General features: G+C 55.5%; 12 protein-coding genes. 9 read left to right on the top strand and 3 right to left on the bottom strand.

All coding sequences use genetic code 11. The annotated features are described in order from the left end of the window. The first annotated feature begins 1 nt into the window (after position 1). Positions 2-226: an MbtH family protein gene (locus NC856_RS14865; RefSeq protein WP_264091224.1), complete on the top strand. Its 225-nt coding sequence runs from the start codon at positions 2-4 to the stop codon at positions 224-226. 26 nt (positions 227-252) lie between these two features. After that, a complete protein-coding gene (locus NC856_RS14860; RefSeq protein WP_264091223.1) occupies positions 253-7422 on the top strand; it encodes a non-ribosomal peptide synthetase in 7170 nt (2389 codons plus the stop codon). Between the two features lie 90 nt (positions 7423-7512). Here the strand turns inward: NC856_RS14860 and fepG are convergent, their stop codons facing one another. Together fepG and fepD are read right to left on the bottom strand one after the other, a co-directional pair. Beyond that, positions 7513-8514, bottom strand: a complete 1002-nt coding sequence (fepG, locus tag NC856_RS14855; RefSeq protein WP_264091222.1) for an iron-enterobactin ABC transporter permease — start codon at positions 8512-8514, stop codon at positions 7513-7515. Further along, positions 8511-9572 carry a Fe(3+)-siderophore ABC transporter permease gene (fepD, locus tag NC856_RS14850; RefSeq protein ID WP_404802337.1) on the bottom strand — a complete coding sequence of 354 codons (1062 nt, stop codon included), beginning with the start codon at positions 9570-9572 and terminating at the stop codon, positions 8511-8513. The genes fepG and fepD overlap by 4 nt, the downstream gene beginning before the upstream one ends. A 136-nt stretch (positions 9573-9708) precedes the next feature. Between fepD and entS the strand changes: the two genes are divergently transcribed. Continuing rightward, a complete protein-coding gene (gene entS, locus NC856_RS14845; protein WP_264091220.1) occupies positions 9709-10965 on the top strand; it encodes an enterobactin transporter EntS in 1257 nt (418 codons plus the stop codon). On the opposite strand, the gene fepB is transcribed toward entS, so the two are convergent. Then, the gene (fepB, locus tag NC856_RS14840) at positions 10962-11975 is read right to left on the bottom strand and encodes a Fe2+-enterobactin ABC transporter substrate-binding protein (protein ID WP_264091219.1); all 1014 of its coding nucleotides are present in this window, start codon (positions 11973-11975) and stop codon (positions 10962-10964) included. The genes entS and fepB overlap by 4 nt on opposite strands. A gap of 176 nt (positions 11976-12151) precedes the next feature. Between fepB and NC856_RS14835 the strand changes: the two genes are divergently transcribed. From NC856_RS14835 to osmY, 6 genes are all read left to right on the top strand, one after another. Then, on the top strand, positions 12152-13342 hold the full coding sequence (locus tag NC856_RS14835) for an isochorismate synthase (protein WP_264091278.1): 1191 nt from the start codon (positions 12152-12154) through the stop codon (positions 13340-13342). Next, entirely contained in the window at positions 13339-14967 is a 1629-nt protein-coding gene (locus NC856_RS14830; RefSeq protein ID WP_264091218.1) for a (2,3-dihydroxybenzoyl)adenylate synthase, read from the top strand. Before NC856_RS14835 ends, NC856_RS14830 begins: the two co-directional genes overlap by 4 nt. Positions 14968-14970: 3 nt before the next feature. Further along, on the top strand, positions 14971-15849 hold the full coding sequence (locus NC856_RS14825) for an isochorismatase family protein (RefSeq protein WP_264091217.1): 879 nt from the start codon (positions 14971-14973) through the stop codon (positions 15847-15849). Then, complete coding sequence (dhbA, locus tag NC856_RS14820; protein ID WP_264091216.1) at positions 15846-16604, top strand: 2,3-dihydro-2,3-dihydroxybenzoate dehydrogenase; 759 nt, start codon at positions 15846-15848, stop codon at positions 16602-16604. The genes NC856_RS14825 and dhbA overlap by 4 nt, the downstream gene beginning before the upstream one ends. Positions 16605-16798: 194 nt before the next feature. Continuing rightward, positions 16799-18388: a peptide chain release factor 3 gene (gene prfC, locus NC856_RS14815; protein ID WP_264091215.1), complete on the top strand. Its 1590-nt coding sequence runs from the start codon at positions 16799-16801 to the stop codon at positions 18386-18388. Positions 18389-18892: 504 nt separating this feature from the next. Then, positions 18893-19504 (top strand): molecular chaperone OsmY, encoded by a 612-nt coding sequence (gene osmY / locus NC856_RS14810; protein WP_264091214.1) that lies wholly within the window; start codon positions 18893-18895, stop codon positions 19502-19504. Positions 19505-19605: the final 101 nt, after the last annotated feature.

The following is a 19605-nucleotide window of genomic DNA, read 5'->3' as shown; positions in this document are numbered from 1 at the left end:
CATGGAACAGCAAATGCAAAATCCGTTCGATGATGAACGTTATCTCTTTCTGGTGCTAATTAATGACGAGGAGCAGTACAGCTTATGGCCGGATTTCAAGGGAACGCCTCCGGGGTGGCGAACGGTAATCGGCCCTTTGCCGCGTGCGGAGTGCGTCGCGTGGTTGGAAACCAACTGGACTGATATGCGGCCAGCTAGTCTGCGTCATGCGCAAAATGCTTCATAACCCCACCAGCCAGGAGATTTTAGTCCATGACCGATACATCCCTCTCCCCTGATACCAGCACCGCGTTACAGGTGTTGCCGTTGGTGGCCGCCCAGCCGGGCATTTGGTTTGCCGATCAACTTTCGCCCTGGTCGAATACTTTCGCGGTGGCCCATTATGTGGAAATCAGGGGTGAATTGAAGCCGGACCTCATGCTTGAGGCGATCCGTCTAGGATTGATGGAAGCTGATACTGTCAGAGCGCGTTTTGAAGAACGTGATGGTGAGGTGGTTCAGATCCTGCCGGCAGCGGAGGGCGACAGTAATTTACCCCGCCCAGAATTCATTGATCTTAGCCATGAGGCAGATGCGCCTACTGCGGCGCTCGCAATAATGCGTGAGGATTTGTCAGGCAATCTGCGGGCTGGCGGCGAAGCGATTCTGTGCCGCCATATCCTGTTCCGCCTCAGTACTGCCCCGGCGCGTTGGTTCTGGTATCAGCGTTATCATCATCTAATGGTCGATGGTTTCAGTTTTACCGCCCTGACTCGCAGAATTGCCCATATCTACCACGCTCGCTGTGATGGCCGGAGCGTCGGCCCGTCGCCGTTTACGCCTTTTTCCGCCGTCGTGCGGGAGTATCTTGACGAGTCGCATACCGCTACCTGCACGCGCGACAGGCTGTTCTGGCTGGACAAATGTCAACAATTGCCGCCGCCTGTCAGTCTCGCGGCGCGGCCAATGTCTGATAGCCATCCCTCGCCGCATATCTTACGTTATTCGCTGCGCCTGGATGCCGATGATTTTGCGCGGCTGACAGTTCCCTCGCTGACAACGCGATTAAGCGCCACGGAAATCGGATTGGCGCTGATCGCGGTCTGGGTAGGGCGTCTGAGCGGCAGAACGGCCTACACTGCGGGATTTACCTTTATGCGCCGTATGGGATCGCAGGCATTAAATGCCATCGGCCCGGTGGTGAATGTCCTGCCCGTGCCGATTCATGCCGATCCCGACGCGACATTACATGATGTGGCGCGTACCGTGGCTGCGGAGCTTAAGGCGATACGGCGTCATCAGGCTTATGATGGCGAGCAACTCTTGCGCGATCTTGGCCGCATCGGTGAAAGCCAGGGATTGATGGGGCCAACCTTTAATATCAAATTATTCGATTATCAACTTGAGTTCCACGGTGCTAAGGCCATGACCCACCAATTGGCATCGGGGCCGGTCAGCGATCTTGAGATCGATCTGTATATTGATGAATCCGGCGCGCTGAGTGTGGAACTATTGGCAAACCAGGCGCGTTACCAGCCGGAACAGTTGGCGCATTATGCCGCCTGTTTGCCGCTGTTGCTTCGTCAGTTCGCCAGCAATGTCTCGCTGCCGATCGGGGAGGCCGGTCTGCTGGATGAAACGGCGCTAGACAAGCTGTCTCACTGGAGCGATGGCGGCGCAGCCCAGCGCATTGAGCACGAAACCACGGTGCTGGATGCGTTTATGCGGCAATGCGCGCAGCAGCCTGAAGCCGTCGCGTTGCGCTGGAAAGATGAGAGCATCAGCTATCTAGAGTTGCGTCAACGGGCATCCCGGTTGGCGCGTCTGTTGCTTGATGGAACGCCTCAATCGCCGGTGGCTATTCTGCTGCCGCGCGGACCCGACTGCGTGGTGGCGATGCTGGCTGTGATGATGGCCGGTCAGGTGATCATGGTATTGGATGCGGACTCACCGCCGGAGCGACTGGCGATGATGATTGGCGAGAGTCAGCCTGATCGGTTGATTACTCTTGAAGCGTTACGTCCGCGCTTTGCCGCTTTTACGTCGATACCCGCTGTGTGTCTGGACAGCGTGTGTCTGACGACATTCAGCGATCTGCCGCCGGACGATGCTGAGCGTGGGTTCCCGCTCCTCAGCGAGCATCTGGCTTACATTATCTATACGTCAGGTTCCACCGGACGACCAAAAGGGGTGATGAACACCCATGGCGCGTTGCTCAATCTGCTAAATGTCCACCGGGCCGGCACATTTTCCTCGGCGGCGAGGAGATTGTCAGACAAAGGGGAGCGCCGACGGTTACATACCGGACACAGTGCCGCCTGGGTATTTGACGCCAGTTGGGATCCACTGTTGGGGATGATGGATGGCCAGATAATGGACCTGTTTGATGACGATACTCGCCGTGATGCGCTGGCGCTGGTAACGGCCATCCAACGCCAGCGCACCGACATTATTGAAGTGACGCCGTTGATGCTGACGCAACTGCTGGCCGCCGGTTTACTGACATCGGACAAGCATCGGCCATTGATGATCCTGCTGGGCGGCGAGGCAGTATCCTCTGCGCTCTGGCAGCAGTTGAAGCAGTATCCACAGGTGGCGGCGCGCAATTATTACGGCCCGACGGAATGTACGGTTGACAGTGTGATTGGCGATCCGGCGGACTCGTTGGAGCCTGTTATTGGCCGTCCCGTGCCAGGCATGTGCGTCTGGGTTTTGGATGGCCGATTGCAGCCGCTGCCGATAGGGGCGGTCGGCGAACTCTATCTGGGCGGAGCAGGGCTGGCGCGTGGTTATCTTGGCAAGGCGGGATTGACGGCCTCCCGGTTCATCGCTTCGCCATTCGGCAAGGGCGAGCGGCTTTACCGCACCGGGGATCTGGTTCGCTGGCGCGCTGACGGCCAGCTTGATTTCGTTGGCCGCATCGACGATCAGGTTAAGGTTCGTGGTTATCGAATCGAACTGGGCGAGGTGGAAAACGCGCTATCGGCATTATCGGAGGTGGAAAGCTCAGCGATAGTGGTTCGTGAAACGGAAGGCCGTAATCAACTGGTGGCATATTGCGCGGTGAAGGCGGTGCTGGCAGAGGAACCTGAGCGGATCAGCGAACGACTTTATGCCCGACTGCGAGAACGTATTCCAGAGTACATGCTACCCAGTCAACTTGTGGTGCTGCCGCAGTTGCCGGTCAACAGCAGCGGGAAAATCGATCGTCGTGCGTTGCCACGGCCCACAGCGAAACTATTACAACCGCAACAGCCGCAAAATGCCCGTGAGCGACTGTTGTGCGATGCCATCGCCACTGTATTGCGTCTTAAGGCTTTTGGCGCGGATGACGATTTCTTTCTGCAAGGCGGCGACAGTATTTCAGCCATGATGCTGGCCAACAATCTAAGACAGGCGGGTTACCAGTTGTCAGCAAGGGATATTTTTTCTCTGCGTACACCGCTGGCGATGGCGCCCGTCATGACCGTCTGGCAGGATGGCGATAATTCTTCGACATTGCCGCTGCTGGCGGATGATAAGGCGCTGATGGCGCGCGTCAACGCTAAATACGGTCCCGTCCATTGGGTATTACCGACCTTGCCGTTACAGCAGGGATTATTGTTCCATGCCCAACTGCGAGACGGAACCGGCAATTACAATGCATTAAGCCGCTTTGATTTCGACGGCGCGCTGACGGCCTCGCGCATAAAGGCGGCGCTGAACAGCATGATGCAACGTCATCCGCAGCTTAACGCCTGTTTTGATAACACGCTGTGTGACGCGCCATTGCAAATTTTGCCCCGGCGGTCAATGGGACGCAGTTGGCCATGGCGTCAGTACGATCTGAGCGGTATGAGCGCGCAGGAACAGCAGCAGAGCCTGCAACGTATCGAACAAGAGGAACTGGCGCGTGATTTGCTGATTGACGGAAGCGATGTTCCGTTGGTGCGTGCCGTGCTGGTGCAATTATCCTCCCGGCGGTCAACACTGCTGATTGTCGCTCATCATCTGGTGGCTGATGGTTGGTCTTCAGCCATTATGTTGCGCGAACTACTGTTTGTGCTTGGCGACATGGCGTCCTCTCTGCCGACGCCGCAGGCGGATTATCCCACGGTGATAACCCGATTGACGGCGCGGAACAAAGACGCCGCGCAATCCGCCTGGCGCGAGTCGCTGAAGGATGTGACGCCTTGCGTGCTGTTCGGTGATGTTCCGTCAACGCAAGAAACCATGCATCGTCTGCCGATAACGTTGACGCCCGAATTGCAACACGGTCTGGAATCATTGCGGCTGAGGTGGGGGCTGACCCTGAACACGCTGTTGCAGGGCGTGTGGGCGACACTGTTGGGCGCTATCAGCGGGCGTGATGATATTGTGTTCGGCACGCCGGTATCCGGGCGTTTTACCGGACCGGCAGGCACTGGCGATCATATTGGTTTATTCAGTAATACCGTGCCGGTTCGGATTCGGTTGCAACCCCAGCGCGCTTTGTTGGAACAGTTGGCGCAAATACAACCAGGGCAAGTCGATTTGCTGGCTCATGACAATTTGGGGCTAGGCGAGATCCAACAATTGGCGGGAGGCGAAGCGCTGTTTGATACCCTGCTGGTGGTGGAGAACTACCCGGATGAAAGCGAGTTACTCAATCGTCCTTTCGGCGAGGTATGTTGCACCCGTGTATGTAATCACGGATATACGCATTACCCGCTGACGCTGATGGCTGTTCCCGGCGATATATTATCGCTGCACCTGGAATACCGTCCAGGTCAGGTGGATGCCGAGGCGGTGGCGTTGCGCCTGCAACTGCTGCTTCAACAACTGGTCGTCACACCGGAGCGGCCTCTGGCCGCGCTGTCGCTGCTGAGCGAGTCAGAGCAAGAACTCGTGCGACGCGCCAATCAAACTGAGCATGAGGTCAGGCCGGATACCCTGAGCGGACTGTTGGCGCGCCAGGCGTCCCGCTCGCCGCAAGCCGTTGCGTTGGTGGATGAAACTCAGTCTTTGAGCTATGCCGAGGTGCGCGAACAGGTAATGCTGCTCGCGCAGCATCTGGCGGCGGCGGGCGTGATTCCCGGGGACACCGTGGCGGTAGCATTGCCGCGTTCGGTATTTCTGTCGCTGGCGTTAATGGCAGTGGTTGACGTTGGGGCGGCATATCTTCCGCTGGATACCGGCTATCCTGATGAGCGCCTGCAACTGATGCTTGATGATGCGCAACCGCGGTTGATCATCACCGATCCCTCGCAACGCGAACGCTTCGATGGTGCGGGGCCTATTTTTTCTTATGATAGCCGACTGGCGGTTAATCACGATCTCCCTGCGTGCCGTCAGACGCCTTCTCCCCATCATCCCGCCTACATTATCTACACCTCTGGTTCCACCAGTCGGCCAAAAGGCGTGGTGATTGCGCATAACGCCATCGTCAATCGATTGTTGTGGATGCAACATCAGTATCCGTTGGGCGCAGATGACGTGGTGTTGCAAAAAACGCCGTGTAGTTTCGATGTATCGGTATGGGAATTTTTCTGGCCATTGATGGTCGGGGCCTCGTTGGTGATGGCACCGCCGGAAGCGCACCGCGATCCGTCGGCGTTGATGGCGTTGACGAAAAAGCACCGCGTCACCACCATGCATTTCGTTCCCTCAATGCTGGCTGCTTTTGTTGACGCGCTGGACGACGAAAAAGCCGTGCGCAATTGCGCAACCCTGCGACGGGTGTTCTGTAGCGGTGAAGCGCTTTCAACCGAACTCTCCCGCGCCTGGGAAAGTGTGACCGGCATACCGTTGTATAATCTTTACGGTCCGACCGAAGCGGCGGTCGATGTCAGTTGGCATAATGCTTGCGGTCAGGCGCTGGCGTCGGTGACTGGCGTCAGCGTACCCATTGGCCGTCCGGTATGGAATACCGGGCTGAGAATCCTGGATCCCTGGTTGCGGCCAGTGCCGCCGGGCATCGCTGGCGAGCTTTACCTCACCGGGGAACAATTGGCGCAGGGCTATCTGCATCGGCGCGAACTGACCGCCAGTCGTTTTGTTGCGGATCCAGAGACAGTTGGAAAACGCATGTACTGTACCGGCGATGTGGCGCGTTGGCTGCCGGACGGCGTGGTGGAATATCTCGGTCGCCGTGACGACCAATTGAAAATACGTGGACAGCGCATTGAGCTGGGTGAAATTGAATCTGCGCTGGTTGCTCTGCCGGGCGTCCATCAGGCCGCGGTGCAGGCATGTGTGTTGGGCCGGAGCGGGGCCAGGGCCGGGGCGGATGCTCGCCAGTTGATCGGTTATGTCGTACCCGCACCTTCGGCACAACTGGATGGCGAGGCCCTGCGCGTTGCGCTGACCTCGCGTTTGCCGGCACATATGGTGCCGGTCGCGGTGGTGATACTGCCCTCTCTGCCCCTTAGCGCCAACGGCAAGCTGGATCGCAAGGCGTTGCCGTTACCAGAGGAGAGCGGTCAGCGAGGACGTCTGCCTCGTCCGGGGTTGGAAACGCAACTGGCCGGACTATTTTCCCGTTTGCTGGAGCGGGACAATGTGAATGCCACCGATGACTTTTTCGCGTTGGGCGGTCATTCGCTACTGGCGATGCGGCTGGCTGCGGAACTGCGACGCGATCTGGATAAACCCGTTTCCGTCGGACAACTGATGGTGGCGTCTACCGTGGAAAAACTGGCGCAGTTGCTTGACGGCGAACGTGCCGACGAAGAAATGCGGCGTGCCGGATTCGATCAGGTTTTGCCGCTGCGAACCGGGGAAGGGAACCCGCTGTTCTGCATTCATCCCGCTTCCGGGTTTGCCTGGCAGTTTAGCGTGCTCCCTCGTTATCTGGCGTCGCGTTGGCCGGTTATCGGCTTGCAGTCGCCGCGTCCTGATGGACCTATTGCCCGCTGCGCCACGATGGATGAAGTCTGTGAACACCATCTGGTCAATCTGCGACGGGTGCAACCGCACGGCCCCTATCATCTGATGGGTTATTCACTTGGCGGCACCGTCGCTCAGGGGATCGCCAGGCGCTTACAGGCGCAGGGAGAAACGGTGGCTTTTCTCGGTCTGTTGGATACTTATCCCCCGGAAACTCAGGATTGGACCGCATCCATGGACGAAAAAGCCAGACAGGAGGTGGACAATGAGCGCGACTTGTTTATGGCCGCTGCGGAGGAGACAGTGGATATCGCCCTTCAACAGCAAAAGCGGGATATGTTTGATGATATTGAGGCCAATTACGCTGACTCGGTGCGTTTGTTGGCGCAGGCCCGAACCGCTCGCTATCAAGGGGAGGCGACGTTGTTTGTCGCTAAAGGTTCTCTTCCTGAAGGTATGGATGTACAGGCGGCCTGGGCGCCGTATGTGGATCGATTACAGGTATTTGAACTGGATTGTTGCCATATTGATATTATCTCGCCAGCTTCGCTGGCTAAGTTGGGGCCGCTGATCGACAAGGTACTGTCCAGATTGTAAATGGCCTGGCTGTTTGTCGGGCGGCGCAAGGATCGTCGCCCGACACAGACTATCTGCCGGAAGAAGGTTGCATGAGGTTTGTCAGGAGCCTCAGCGGGATTCCCGTGTCAGCAACACCAGCAGATAGAGACCGCCAATGCAAACCGTGACGACGCCGACCGGCAACTGATTCGGTGAAAATAATCGCTGCGCCAGAAAATCGGCCGCCAATAATAAAAAGGCGCCGGTTAACGCGGCCGCCGGCAAGGAGGGAATATCAGCGCCGCTTAAGCGGCGAGCAATCTGCGGCGCGCACAAGGATATAAAAGAGATAGGCCCGGCGGCGGCCGTCGCTGAGGCCGTCAGCGCAACGCCGATGACCATCAGCAGCAGCCGCGAGCGCTCTACCGGTACACCCAGCGCCCTGGCGGTATCATCACCCATTTCCATTAGCGTCATTCGTCGCGTCAGCAACAACGACAAGATAAAGGCAATGGCAATAAAAAGCAGAGCGGGAAGCGCTTTACTCCAGGTAATGCCATTAAGCGAGCCTGCGCCCCACAGCGCGGCTGACATAGCTGATTCCAGCGACGCTGAGATAATAAGCCAGGTATTTATGGCATAGAGTAACGCGCTGATGGCAATGCCGATGATAATCAGCCGAAAGCCCTGAATGCCCTGACGCCAGGTCAATAGCCACACCAGCGCCGAGGAGAGAATACCGCCGGCCAGAGCGCCGCCCGCAATACTGAATTCGTTGCCGTTAAACAGAATAATCGACATTATCGCCCCGGTATATGCACCCGAGTTAAACCCGATAATGTCTGGGCTGCCAAGTGAATTGCGCAGCAGTGACTGAAAAATAGCCCCACTGACGCCAAGCGCCGCGCCGAGGATCAACGCCATTACCACGCGAGGCAAACGCCACTGGGTCACAATGGTGACGATGTTGGCGGGCGCGTCGCCCCATAACGCCCGCAGCACCAGATCTATGCTGAGCGGCATCGCGCCTGAAATCAGTGCGAGTACCGCCAGCATCAAGCAAAGCATCACCATGATGCCGCAATATCCGCGCCGTCGCAGAGCGCTTTGAGTCAGGCCGTGCCGCATCATCCGCTTTTGCCTCCATGTCGGCGTACCAGAGCAATTAATACCGGGGAGCCGATAAAGGCGGTGACAATGGAAACGCGTAATTCTCCGGGTACAATAACCCGTCCGACCATATCGGAAACCAACAACAGACAAGGCGTCAGGAGCAGTACCCAGGGCAGTATTTTTTTCTGATCCGGCCCGACCAGACGACGGGCGATATGCGGTACCATCAGACCGATAAACGCGATAGGGCCTACTGCGGCAGTGGCTGAGCCGCATAATAACGTGATGGCGATCAGACCGAGTATCTGGATCGTGGTTGTTCGTGTGCCTAACGCCTGTGCGATATCGTTTCCCATGTCCAGAACATTAAGAGAGCGAGCCAGCAATAACGCCAGCGCCAGCCCTGCCAACACCGGCGCCGCGATCACTTTTATAATGTGCATGCTGCGGATATCCAGAGTACCGGCTTCCCAGAAACGAACATGGTCATAGACCAGTGGGTCGAGCAGAGAGAGGCCGGAGGCCATCCCCGCCAGCACTGCGCCGAGCGCGACGCCTGCCAACGTTAAACGAACGGGACTGGGTTTGCGCGTCTGGAATGCGATTAGCCACACTCCCAGGCTGGATAGTAATGCGCCGCCAAAGGCGAACCACAGATACTGTTCGGGCAGCGTGGCGCCAAAAAAAGCGATACCGATGACCACCGCGAAACTGGCGCCGGCATTAATGCCTAAAATGCCGGGGTCGGCCAATGGGTTGCGTGTCAGTGCCTGGATAAGCGCCCCGGATACGCCGAGCGCGGCGCCTGCCAGCAATCCGGCCAGTGTGCGCGGTAAACGGGCATCAAGGATAATCGTACTGTCGGGATGGGCATTATCACCGCTCAATATGTTGATGATGTCGGTAAAGGGAATATTTTTGGCACCGACGAATAAACTGAGCAGACAGCACAACATCAATAGCAGACTGATGATAGATAAACCGTAGCGCGAATTGCCCGCTATCGTTCCCTTTAAAGAGGTGCGGATCCGGTCTGCGTTATCCCTCTGCGGAAAATGAGTCTTATTGGAATGCATATGCAAATGATTATAATTATCAATATAATTTGATATTGATTATATTAACATGTCTTCATCAGGAACAAAACGCTGGGGTCGATGTCGTTAATTTTTCATTGACGCAATCGGAATGTACAACCGCCGGGGAAAAGCTATGGACAGACCTTCCATTTTGCTCAATTTCAGTTTGCTAAAAAATAACCGTGATTTTCGGGCGCTGTTTTGCGCGCGTTTTATCTCCGTGCTGGCGTTGGGGATGTTGACTGTGGCGGTGCCGGTGCAGATCCAGCAAATGACCGGTTCGACCCTTCAGGTCGGGCTGGCGGTGGTGCTGGCTGGCGGCGGTATGTTTATCGGCCTGTTGCTGGGCGGTGTGATGGCGGATCGATATAACCGTCGTCGTCTTATCCTGTTCGCCCGCGCCACCTGCGGCGCGGGATTCGCCGGTTTATTCCTGAATACGCTGGCGCCTGAACCTTCGCTGCTCCTGCTATGGTTGCTTGCCATATGGGATGGCTTTTTCGGCGCGGTCGGTATGACGGCATTGATGGCTGCGACGCCGGCGCTGGTTGGGCGGGAAAACCTTGGTTCGGCAGGAGCCATCAGTATGCTGACAGTACGATTCGGCGCGGTGGTGTCTCCGGCTATTGCGGGGATGACTATCGCCTGGGGCGATGTGGGATGGAATTACGCGTTAGCCGCCGCCGGAACCTGGTTAACGCTGATCCCGCTAATACGTCTGCCTTCGATGCCCCCTCCGCCGCAGCCCAAGGAGCATCCAGGCCGCGCACTGCTGGCGGGAATGATTTTTTTAAAACAGAATCGGGTTATCGGCGCCGTTGTGTTGATGGGAACGCTGATCAGCCTGACCAGCGCCGTTCGGGTGTTGTTTCCGGCACTGGCTGTCCGCTGGCAGATTGATGCGTTGCATCTGGGCGTGATGTATTCGGCAATACCGTTGGGCGCGGCGTTGGGGGCTTTTACCAGCGGGCGGGTAGCTCAAACCCCACGGCCCGGTAGAGTAATGATCTTCACCGCGGTGGCGGGATTTTTAATCCTCAGTCTGTTCAGTTTGATGCCGTATTTTGTGTTATCGCTATGCTGTCTGGTAATTTATGGTTATCTCAGCGCGATCAATTCGTTGTTGCAGTTCACGCTGGTGCAAAGTTTGACGCCAAATGCATTGTTGGGTCGTGTTAACGGGCTATGGACAGCGCAGGCCGTGACGGGAGATGCATTTGGCGCTCTGCTGCTTGGCGTCATGGGGACGCAATTGTCGCTACAAACCTCCGGCTTGTTATTCGGTCTGAGCGCAGCCCTGGCTGGCATCACGCTGGCTACCTTGTCTGGGTCATTGCGGCGGCTTGAAAATCCCACTCCGCCGCAACGGGCATCATCGGCGAGTGGTTAATGCGCGGTAAAATACGTTTCCAGCCGGTCTAACATATTACTGGCGCTGTAATAGTCCAGACGAAAGGTATCGTTACCCATGGCGTAAACCTGTTTGTTTCTGACTGCCGGCAAATGGGCAACGAACGGATTGGCGAGCAGTTGCCCGACGCTCTCCTCTTCCGTGGAAAACAGTAGATAAGTGTTACCGTTCAGCCCGTCGGCCAACTTCTCGCCGGATAATTGCACCAGATCCTTGCGCTTGCCCATACTGTAGTTGCCACGCACTTCGTCAGGTATCGCCGCAAGTTCGAAACCCAACTGTTGCAACAACTGGCCTTGCGCAGAGTCGGCGGTCCATAAATTGGCGCCTTTGCCGTCTTCCCGCCAGACAAAGGCGCTGACAGGTTGCGGAGGTAAATTCAAACGTTGCTTCACGGCGTTCAACTGGTTATCGAATTTCGCGATCACCGCCTCAGCCTGCTCTTCGTGTCCGGTCGCATAGCCCAACTGAAGAGCCAATTCCTGCCAGCTTTTATCATCATAATTGATCACCAGTACCGGCGCGATAGCGCTAAGCTGCTGACGCAGCATCAGGGCGGAGTCGCCTCCCGTGGCGGCGACCACAATCAGGTCCGGCGCTTCATTGGCGATCGCTTCGGCATTGGGTTTGGTTTCATAGATTTTTTTTACTTTACGCTCAAGGGCGATAGCGCTCCACTGTCGCAGGAATCCCTGACTATCCGAAATATGGCTGCCTGGGCTGGTGGCGGAACTGGCAATGACCGGCGCGTCAATCGCCAACAAGGTGCCGGTGACGGTGACGCTGGTGGAGACAATACGCTGCGGCTGTTCCTTAAGCGTGACCGTGCCGTCAAGGGTCTGAATCTGCCGCGGCCAGCCTTTGGATGTCATGTTGCCCTGTTGCGCCGCCACGCCGCTGTCGGTTTGTCCGTCGCAGGCGCTCAGTATCAATGCGAACAAGGGCAGCAACACACCGCGCCATGCCGGTAAATAAAATGCCGTTCTCATCACTTAAACCTCTTATCTATTGAACATAAAATGCGGGAACGTGAAGCGAGCTTTCCTATATTGACAATTATTGACAATGCAGAAACATCGTTCTAAGTTGTTACTCAAACTCATAATGATAATGGTTATCAAAATCATTATCATTCTTATAATATGGGAGGTTGCGAGTGTACCGTTTGATTAGGGACAATTTTACGCAAGAGGAGAGGGGCGTTTGGAAGCCAGATTCAGGATTCTTTTTCAGTTCGCCCTCCCGCAGCCTGTATACACAGGGTTGCTTTATGTCATTGGCGACGCCTGCCAGTGATGGCTTTAATACTTCTGGCGAATTTCAGCGAACCCTGCAACAAGCATTTGCGCGCGCCAGAACGGAAGGTATTGCCGAGCCTGTACTGGTCGGCGCCATCCCCTTTGATACCTCGCGTCCTTCGGCGCTGTTTATTCCCCAGCAAAGTCACTGGTTTTGCCGCGACGATTTTACCATGCCATCGCTCAATGATTGTCCTCCATTGGCGGATATTGTTACAACCCAACCACGGCCAGACAAGGATGTTTTTATCGATTTAGTGAGTCAGGCTGTGAATGCGACGCGAGAGGACAAAATAACCAAAGTCGTGCTATCCCGCCTGCTGGATATCGAGCTCAGCGCGCCGGTCGATCATCGGGCGCTGTTAGCGCGCTTGCTCGCTCGTGAACCTGACGCCTATCACTTTTATGTTCCGCTGGATGATGGCGCGTTGCTGGGCGCCAGTCCTGAGTTGTTGTTACGCAAGTCGGGCCGCCAGTTATATTCCAAACCGCTGGCAGGATCCGCTCCTCGGCCTATCGATTCGCAAGCGGATCGGCGCGTGGGGCAACAATTGCTGGATTCGGTAAAAGATAGTTATGAGCATCAGGTGGTGATTAACGAGATGCGCCGGGTATTGACGCCTTGCTGTCGCCAATTACACGTACCTGAAACGCCGGAACTGCTTTCTACCGCCACATTGTGGCATTTGGCGAGCGCCATTAGCGGTGAAGCGGTTGCTGAAACTGACAGCGCATTGTCGCTGGCCTGTTTGCTTCATCCTACGCCGGCATTATGCGGTTACCCGACCGATACGGCTCGGCAACTTATCGCCAGCCTTGAACCCTTCGAACGCGGATTATTCGGCGGCATTGTCGGCTGGAGCGACGCGCAGGGCAACGGCGAATGGGTGGTGACGATTCGTTGCGGCGAGGTGCGTGGAAATAGCGTAACGCTGTTCGCCGGCGCCGGCATCGTGCCGGATTCTCAGCCGCTTGGCGAATGGAATGAAACCGGCGTGAAGCTGAGCACCATGCTGCGCGCCTTTGGCATGACGAATGTTCAGGAGTGTGTCGCATGATCGTCGAGTTCAATCGCTGGCCCGCCGAGCAGGAGCAGCACTACCGCGCATGCGGCTATTGGATCGATCGTCCGTTGGGCGACATTCTCCTGCGGCATAAAGACAGTGACGCGCTGGCGTTGATCGACGGTGAACGTCACTTCAGTTATCGCGAGTTAAACCAGAGCGTTAATCGGCTGGCTGGGGCGCTGGCGCGACGAGGTGTGCGGCGCGGACAAACGGCGCTGGTGCAGCTAGGCAACATCGCCGAGTTTTACCTGACCTATTTCGCGTTGCTGCGTATTGGGGTGGTGCCGGTAAATGCCTTATTCAATCATCAGCGCAGTGAACTGAGCGCTTATACGGAACAGATAACGCCAGCGCTGCTGATTGTCGATCGCGGTCATAATCTGTTTCATGACGACTCGTTCATTGATGAGTTACGGCGCATCAGCCCTGATTTACAGCATGTCATCCTGCGCGGTGAGGAAAATCCTGAATACGATTTGCAACAACTGCTACAGCAAACGCACAGCGATGACGCATGCTCGCCGACTCCGCCGGATGAGGTCGCCTTTTTCCAACTCTCCGGCGGCAGTACCGGCACGCCGAAGCTGATCCCGCGTACGCACAATGATTATTACTACAGCATCCGCGCCAGCGTGGATATCTGTCGTTTTGATGCAAATACCCGTTATCTGTGCGCTTTACCCGCCGCGCATAATTATCCGTTAAGTTCTCCGGGAGCGCTGGGGGTATTTTACGCAGGGGGAACGGTGGTGATGGCCACCGATCCCAGCGCCACCCACTGTTTTCCGTTGATCGAACGGCATCAGGTGAATGTGACTGCGCTGGTTCCGCCTGCGGTAACGCTATGGCTGGAAGCGGTTGCTCTGGCGGGACAAGGTCATGCATTGCGGAGCCTAAAGCTTTTGCAGGTTGGCGGCGCACGGCTCAATGAAGCATTGGCGCGACGCATTCCCCGCGAACTGGGGTGCCGGCTACAGCAGGTATTCGGCATGGCGGAAGGGCTGGTGAACTATACCCGTCTGGATGACGATGATGACCATATCTTCACCACGCAAGGGTGTCCCATCAGCATTGACGACGAAGTTTGGGTGGCGGATGCCGCAGGCGATCCGTTACCCAACGGTCAGGCTGGGCGTCTGATGACTCGCGGCCCTTACACCTTCCGCGGCTATTATCGCAGCCCGCAGTATAACCGGCAGGTGTTTGACGAACAGGGTTTCTACTGTTCCGGCGATGTGGTGATCCGGCATGAGGACGGTTATCTGCAAGTTGTGGGCCGCGAAAAAGATCAGATTAACCGGGGGGGCGAGAAAATCGCCGCCGAGGAGATTGAAAATCTGCTCTTGCGCCATCCTCTGGTGATCAACGCCGCGCTGGTGGCGATACCCGATGCGTTGATGGGAGAAAAAAGCTGCGCTTTTGTGGTTTGCCGCCAGGCGATCAAATCCGTAGCGCTGCGCCGTCATCTGCGTGAACAGGGCATTGCCGATTACAAATTACCGGATCGTTTTGAAAGCCTGCCAGCATTACCGGAAACAGCGGTAGGCAAAGTTGATAAACAACAGTTACGCAAGATTGCGCAGCAGCTTGCCCAACCAACCGTTGCAGGAGAGTAATCCATGAGCATTCCAAAACTGAATAGCTATCCTCTGCCGTCTGCGGCTTCGTTGCCTGACAATAAGGTTAGCTGGCCTTTGGAACCGCCGCGCGCGGCGTTGTTGATTCATGATATGCAAAATTACTTTCTTAATTTCTGGGGGCAAGACAGTCCGCTGACCGCCCGGCTTATCGAAAACATTGTTCGACTGCGGAGCTTCTGTCGTCAGCATGACATCCCGGTGTTTTACACTGCGCAGCCGAATCACCAGAGCGCAACGGACAGGGCGCTGTTGAATGACATGTGGGGGCCGGGACTGAATAAATATCCCGAACAGCAGGCCATTACCGCGGCGCTGACGCCGGCGGAGACGGATACGGTATTGGTGAAATGGCGGTATAGCGCTTTTTTGCGTACCGATCTGGAGCAGCAACTGCGTGAGGCCGGTCGCAACCAACTGATTATTTGCGGTATTTATGCTCATATTGGCTGCCTGACCACGGCGAATGATGCTTTCATGCGCGATATCAAACCGTTTATGGCGGCGGATGCGCTGGCTGATTTCTCGCTGGAAGATCATATGATGGCGCTACGTTATAGCGCCGGACGTTGTGGACGAGTGATGACTACGGAGCAGTTAATCGCTTGCGTACAGTCAGTGGAAAACTACGATCATGCCCGCCTGCGGGCGGAGTTGTTGCCCCTTCTGGATGAGGATGCCGGTGAGGTGGGTGACGATGAAAACCTGTTGGATTACGGCCTGGATTCCGTGCGCATTATGTCTCTGGCGGCCCGCTGGCGTCAGCAGGGCCATGATGTGGATTTCGTGACGCTGGTGAAAGTCCCGACCATCAACCACTGGCTCAGTCTGCTCTCTGTCGCAGAGCGGGAGGAAGCATGAGCTTCCGGTTCGATTTCAGCGGAAAACAGGTATGGGTAACCGGCGCCGGTCGCGGCATCGGTTATGCTACCGCCTGCCAGTTTGCACAGGCGGGGGCTGATGTGCTGGGGTTTGATCTGGCGTTCCCCGACACGGCGCTGCCTTTCACGCCCTGTTTGCTGGATATCAGCGATGCGAAAGCAGTCGCGGAGCGTTGCGGTGAACAGCTATTGCACACGCCACAATTGGACGTACTGGTCAACGGGGCCGGTATTCTGCGTATGGGGGCGACGGAAACTCTCAGTCAGCAGGACTGGCAGGATTGTCTCGCCGTTAATGCGGGGGGCGCATTCAACCTGTTTCATGCGGTGATCCCGCAGTTCCAGCGCCAGCGCCGCGGAGCCATTGTCACCGTGGCATCCAATGCCGCTCATGTTCCCAGGGTGGGAATGGCCGCCTACTGCGCTTCCAAAGCGGCGCTTCGCAGTCTGTGTCTGACGGTAGGGCTTGAACTGGCGCCGTATGGCGTGCGCTGTAATCTGGTTTCTCCGGGGTCAACTGACACGCCCATGCAACGCAGCCTGTGGCAATCCTCTGATGCGGAGCAACAGACTATCGCGGGTTTCCCCGCCCAATTTAAGCTGGGTATTCCTTTGGGGAAAATTGCCTGTCCACAAGATATCGCCGACGCCATTTTGTTTATGGCCTCTGATCTTGCTGGCCACATTACGCTACAGGATATCGTCATTGACGGCGGCGCCACATTGGGCGCCTGAGTCGGCTGTCAGGCTGGCGGCGCTGAGCTCTGGATGGTCTGCGGTTTGCGCTGCTTTCAGTGACCGATTGTGTATCACCGTCAAATCAGGGAAAATACCCGGCTTACGAATTATTTCCGCTTTGCCTGACGCTGACATCGGTGGTTTTTGACTTGATGCGCACGCCGGGTGGCTAACAGAAGAAACCTGAAATCATGTCTCCAAGTGAATACGCCCGCGAAGTCTCGAAAAGAAGAACGTTCGCCATCATCTCCCACCCCGATGCCGGTAAAACCACCATTACCGAAAAAGTGTTGTTGTTCGGACAGGCAATCCAGACCGCCGGTACGGTAAAAGGGCGCGGTTCAAGCCAGCATGCGAAATCCGACTGGATGGAGATGGAAAAACAACGTGGCATCTCCATTACCACCTCGGTGATGCAGTTTCCTTATCAGGAATGTCTGGTTAACCTGCTCGATACTCCTGGACACGAAGATTTCTCGGAAGATACCTATCGCACGTTGACGGCAGTGGACTGCTGCCTGATGGTGATCGATGCGGCGAAAGGGGTTGAAGACCGGACGCGTAAACTGATGGAAGTCACCCGCCTGCGCGATACGCCGATCCTAACGTTTATGAATAAACTGGACCGCGATATCCGCGATCCGATGGAAGTGTTGGATGAGGTGGAGAGCGAACTGAAAATCGCCTGCGCGCCCATCACCTGGCCGATCGGCTGCGGCAAGCTGTTCAAAGGGGTTTATCACCTTTATAAAGATGAAACCTACCTTTATCAGAGCGGCAAAGGCCACACTATTCAGGAAGTGCGTATCGTAAAAGGGCTGGATAACCCGGATCTGGACGTTGCGGTCGGCGAAGAATTGGCGATGCAACTGCGCGAGGAACTTGAACTGGTGAAAGGCGCATCTCACGAATTCGAACTGGAGGCGTTTCTGTCTGGCGAACTGACGCCGGTATTCTTTGGTACGGCGCTGGGTAACTTTGGCGTTGATCACATGCTTGATGGGCTGGTCGCCTGGGCGCCCGCGCCGATGCCACGACACACTGATACGCGGCTGGTGATGGCCGCCGAAGAGAAATTCACCGGTTTCGTCTTTAAGATCCAGGCCAACATGGACCCGAAACACCGCGACCGCGTGGCGTTTATGCGTGTGGTTTCAGGCCGGTATGAGAAAGGGATGAAGCTGCGTCAGGTTCGTACCGGCAAAGATGTGGTGATTTCCGATGCGCTGACCTTTATGGCAGGCGATCGTTCTCACGTAGAGGAAGCGTATCCGGGCGATATTATCGGCTTGCATAACCACGGCACGATCCAGATAGGCGATACCTTTACCCAGGGTGAAGACATGAAATTCACCGGTATTCCAAACTTTGCCCCGGAACTGTTCCGCCGTATCCGCCTGCGCGATCCGTTAAAACAGAAGCAATTGCTGAAAGGACTGGTTCAGCTTTCAGAAGAAGGCGCGGTACAGGTTTTCCGTCCGCTGACCAACAACGATTTGATCGTGGGCGCTGTCGGGGTGTTGCAGTTTGATGTGGTGGTCGCGCGATTGAAGACAGAATATAACGTGGAAGCCATTTACGAGTCCGTCAATGTTTCCACGGCGCGTTGGGTTGAATGCCGCGACGTGAAAAAGCTTGAGGAGTTCAAGCGCAAGAATGAGCAGCACCTGGCATTAGATGGCGGCGATAACCTGACTTACATCGCACCGACGTTGGTAAACCTGAATTTGACGCGGGAGCGTTATTCTGAGGTCGAATTCCATAAAACGCGCGAGCATTAATGTAATGCTTGCTGCTTAAATAAGCGGGAAGCATTCATAATCAGAATACTTTCGTTCTATTGTCTGGCGGTTCAGATACGCGAATTAATGGCCTTTAATGTGCTGAGATTCGCGTTTTTTTGTCTTATATCAATAAGTTGTTTTTTTTGTGCTCAGCTGTTCCTGCCGTTTTTCCTCCACAGACAAATCTGAATTGCAGCCTGTTTCACGTCTTTTCCGTCTATCGTCCTGTGAATTTTCATTTAGTGGTCTATAGTTAACAACGTGTTAAGTGTTTTAGTTTGTTTAACTATTTAACGTGATTATGAGTGGTTTGTTATTTTGATTTATTTCTTTTTTTAAAGATAAACCACTAATTTCTTCGTCTTTTTGGCGATAAACATCAAACGTTTCATGGCGCTGTCACAGCCCTGAATCATTTTCATAATCATCCTGCGTTAATACGGCCCAAGGCATTGTTTTGCCATCTATGGGCATAATAAAGAAAGATAAAGGAAGAAATCGATGCAAAAGACCAAACTTACACAATCGCTGATCGCTGTCGTTCTGGGTTCGATTCTGGCAGGGGGAACGGCCCTGGCTGAAGAAACCGTAGGACAGAAAATGCAAAGCATTGCTGATACGACTGGTGAGAAAGTCGATAGTTCCGCAAATAAAGCGTCAGGCTACATGAGCGACAGTGCAACAACAGCCAAAGTAAAAAGCGCTTTGCTGGAAGATAAGTCCATCACCAGCGGTGATATTTCCGTTGAAACTACTAACGGCATGGTTACGTTGAGTGGTTTTGTCGGTAGTCAGGAGATCGCGGCACGTGCCGTGGAAATAGCCACCAAAACGGAAGGCGTCACGTCTGTCAGTGACAAACTCCAGGTGAAAGATAACGCATCGCAATCCGTTGGCGCTTATGCGGGCGATGCCATGACAACCAGCACCATCAAAGCCAAACTGCTGGCGGATGACATTGTTCCCTCACGTAAAGTGAAGGTGGAAACACAGGAAGGTGTCGTTTTGCTGAGTGGCGAAGTGGATAACCAGGCGCAATCCGCGCGCGCGGAAAGCATCGCTAAGTCCGTTGATGGCGTTAAAAGCGTCAAAAATAGTTTAACCGTCAAATAATCACCTTGTTTACTGCGGGTGTCGTTTAAACGGCTACCCGCAGCTTCCACATAACACGATACGACCACGCTGGATACGCAATTTGGATGCATTACTCACGT

It is taken from the genome of Brenneria izbisi (assembly GCF_025840185.1).
GTDB lineage: Bacteria > Pseudomonadota > Gammaproteobacteria > Enterobacterales > Enterobacteriaceae > Brenneria > Brenneria izbisi.
Note: the sequence above shows the minus strand (reverse complement) of the source record. Positions and strands in the feature narration are given on the sequence as shown.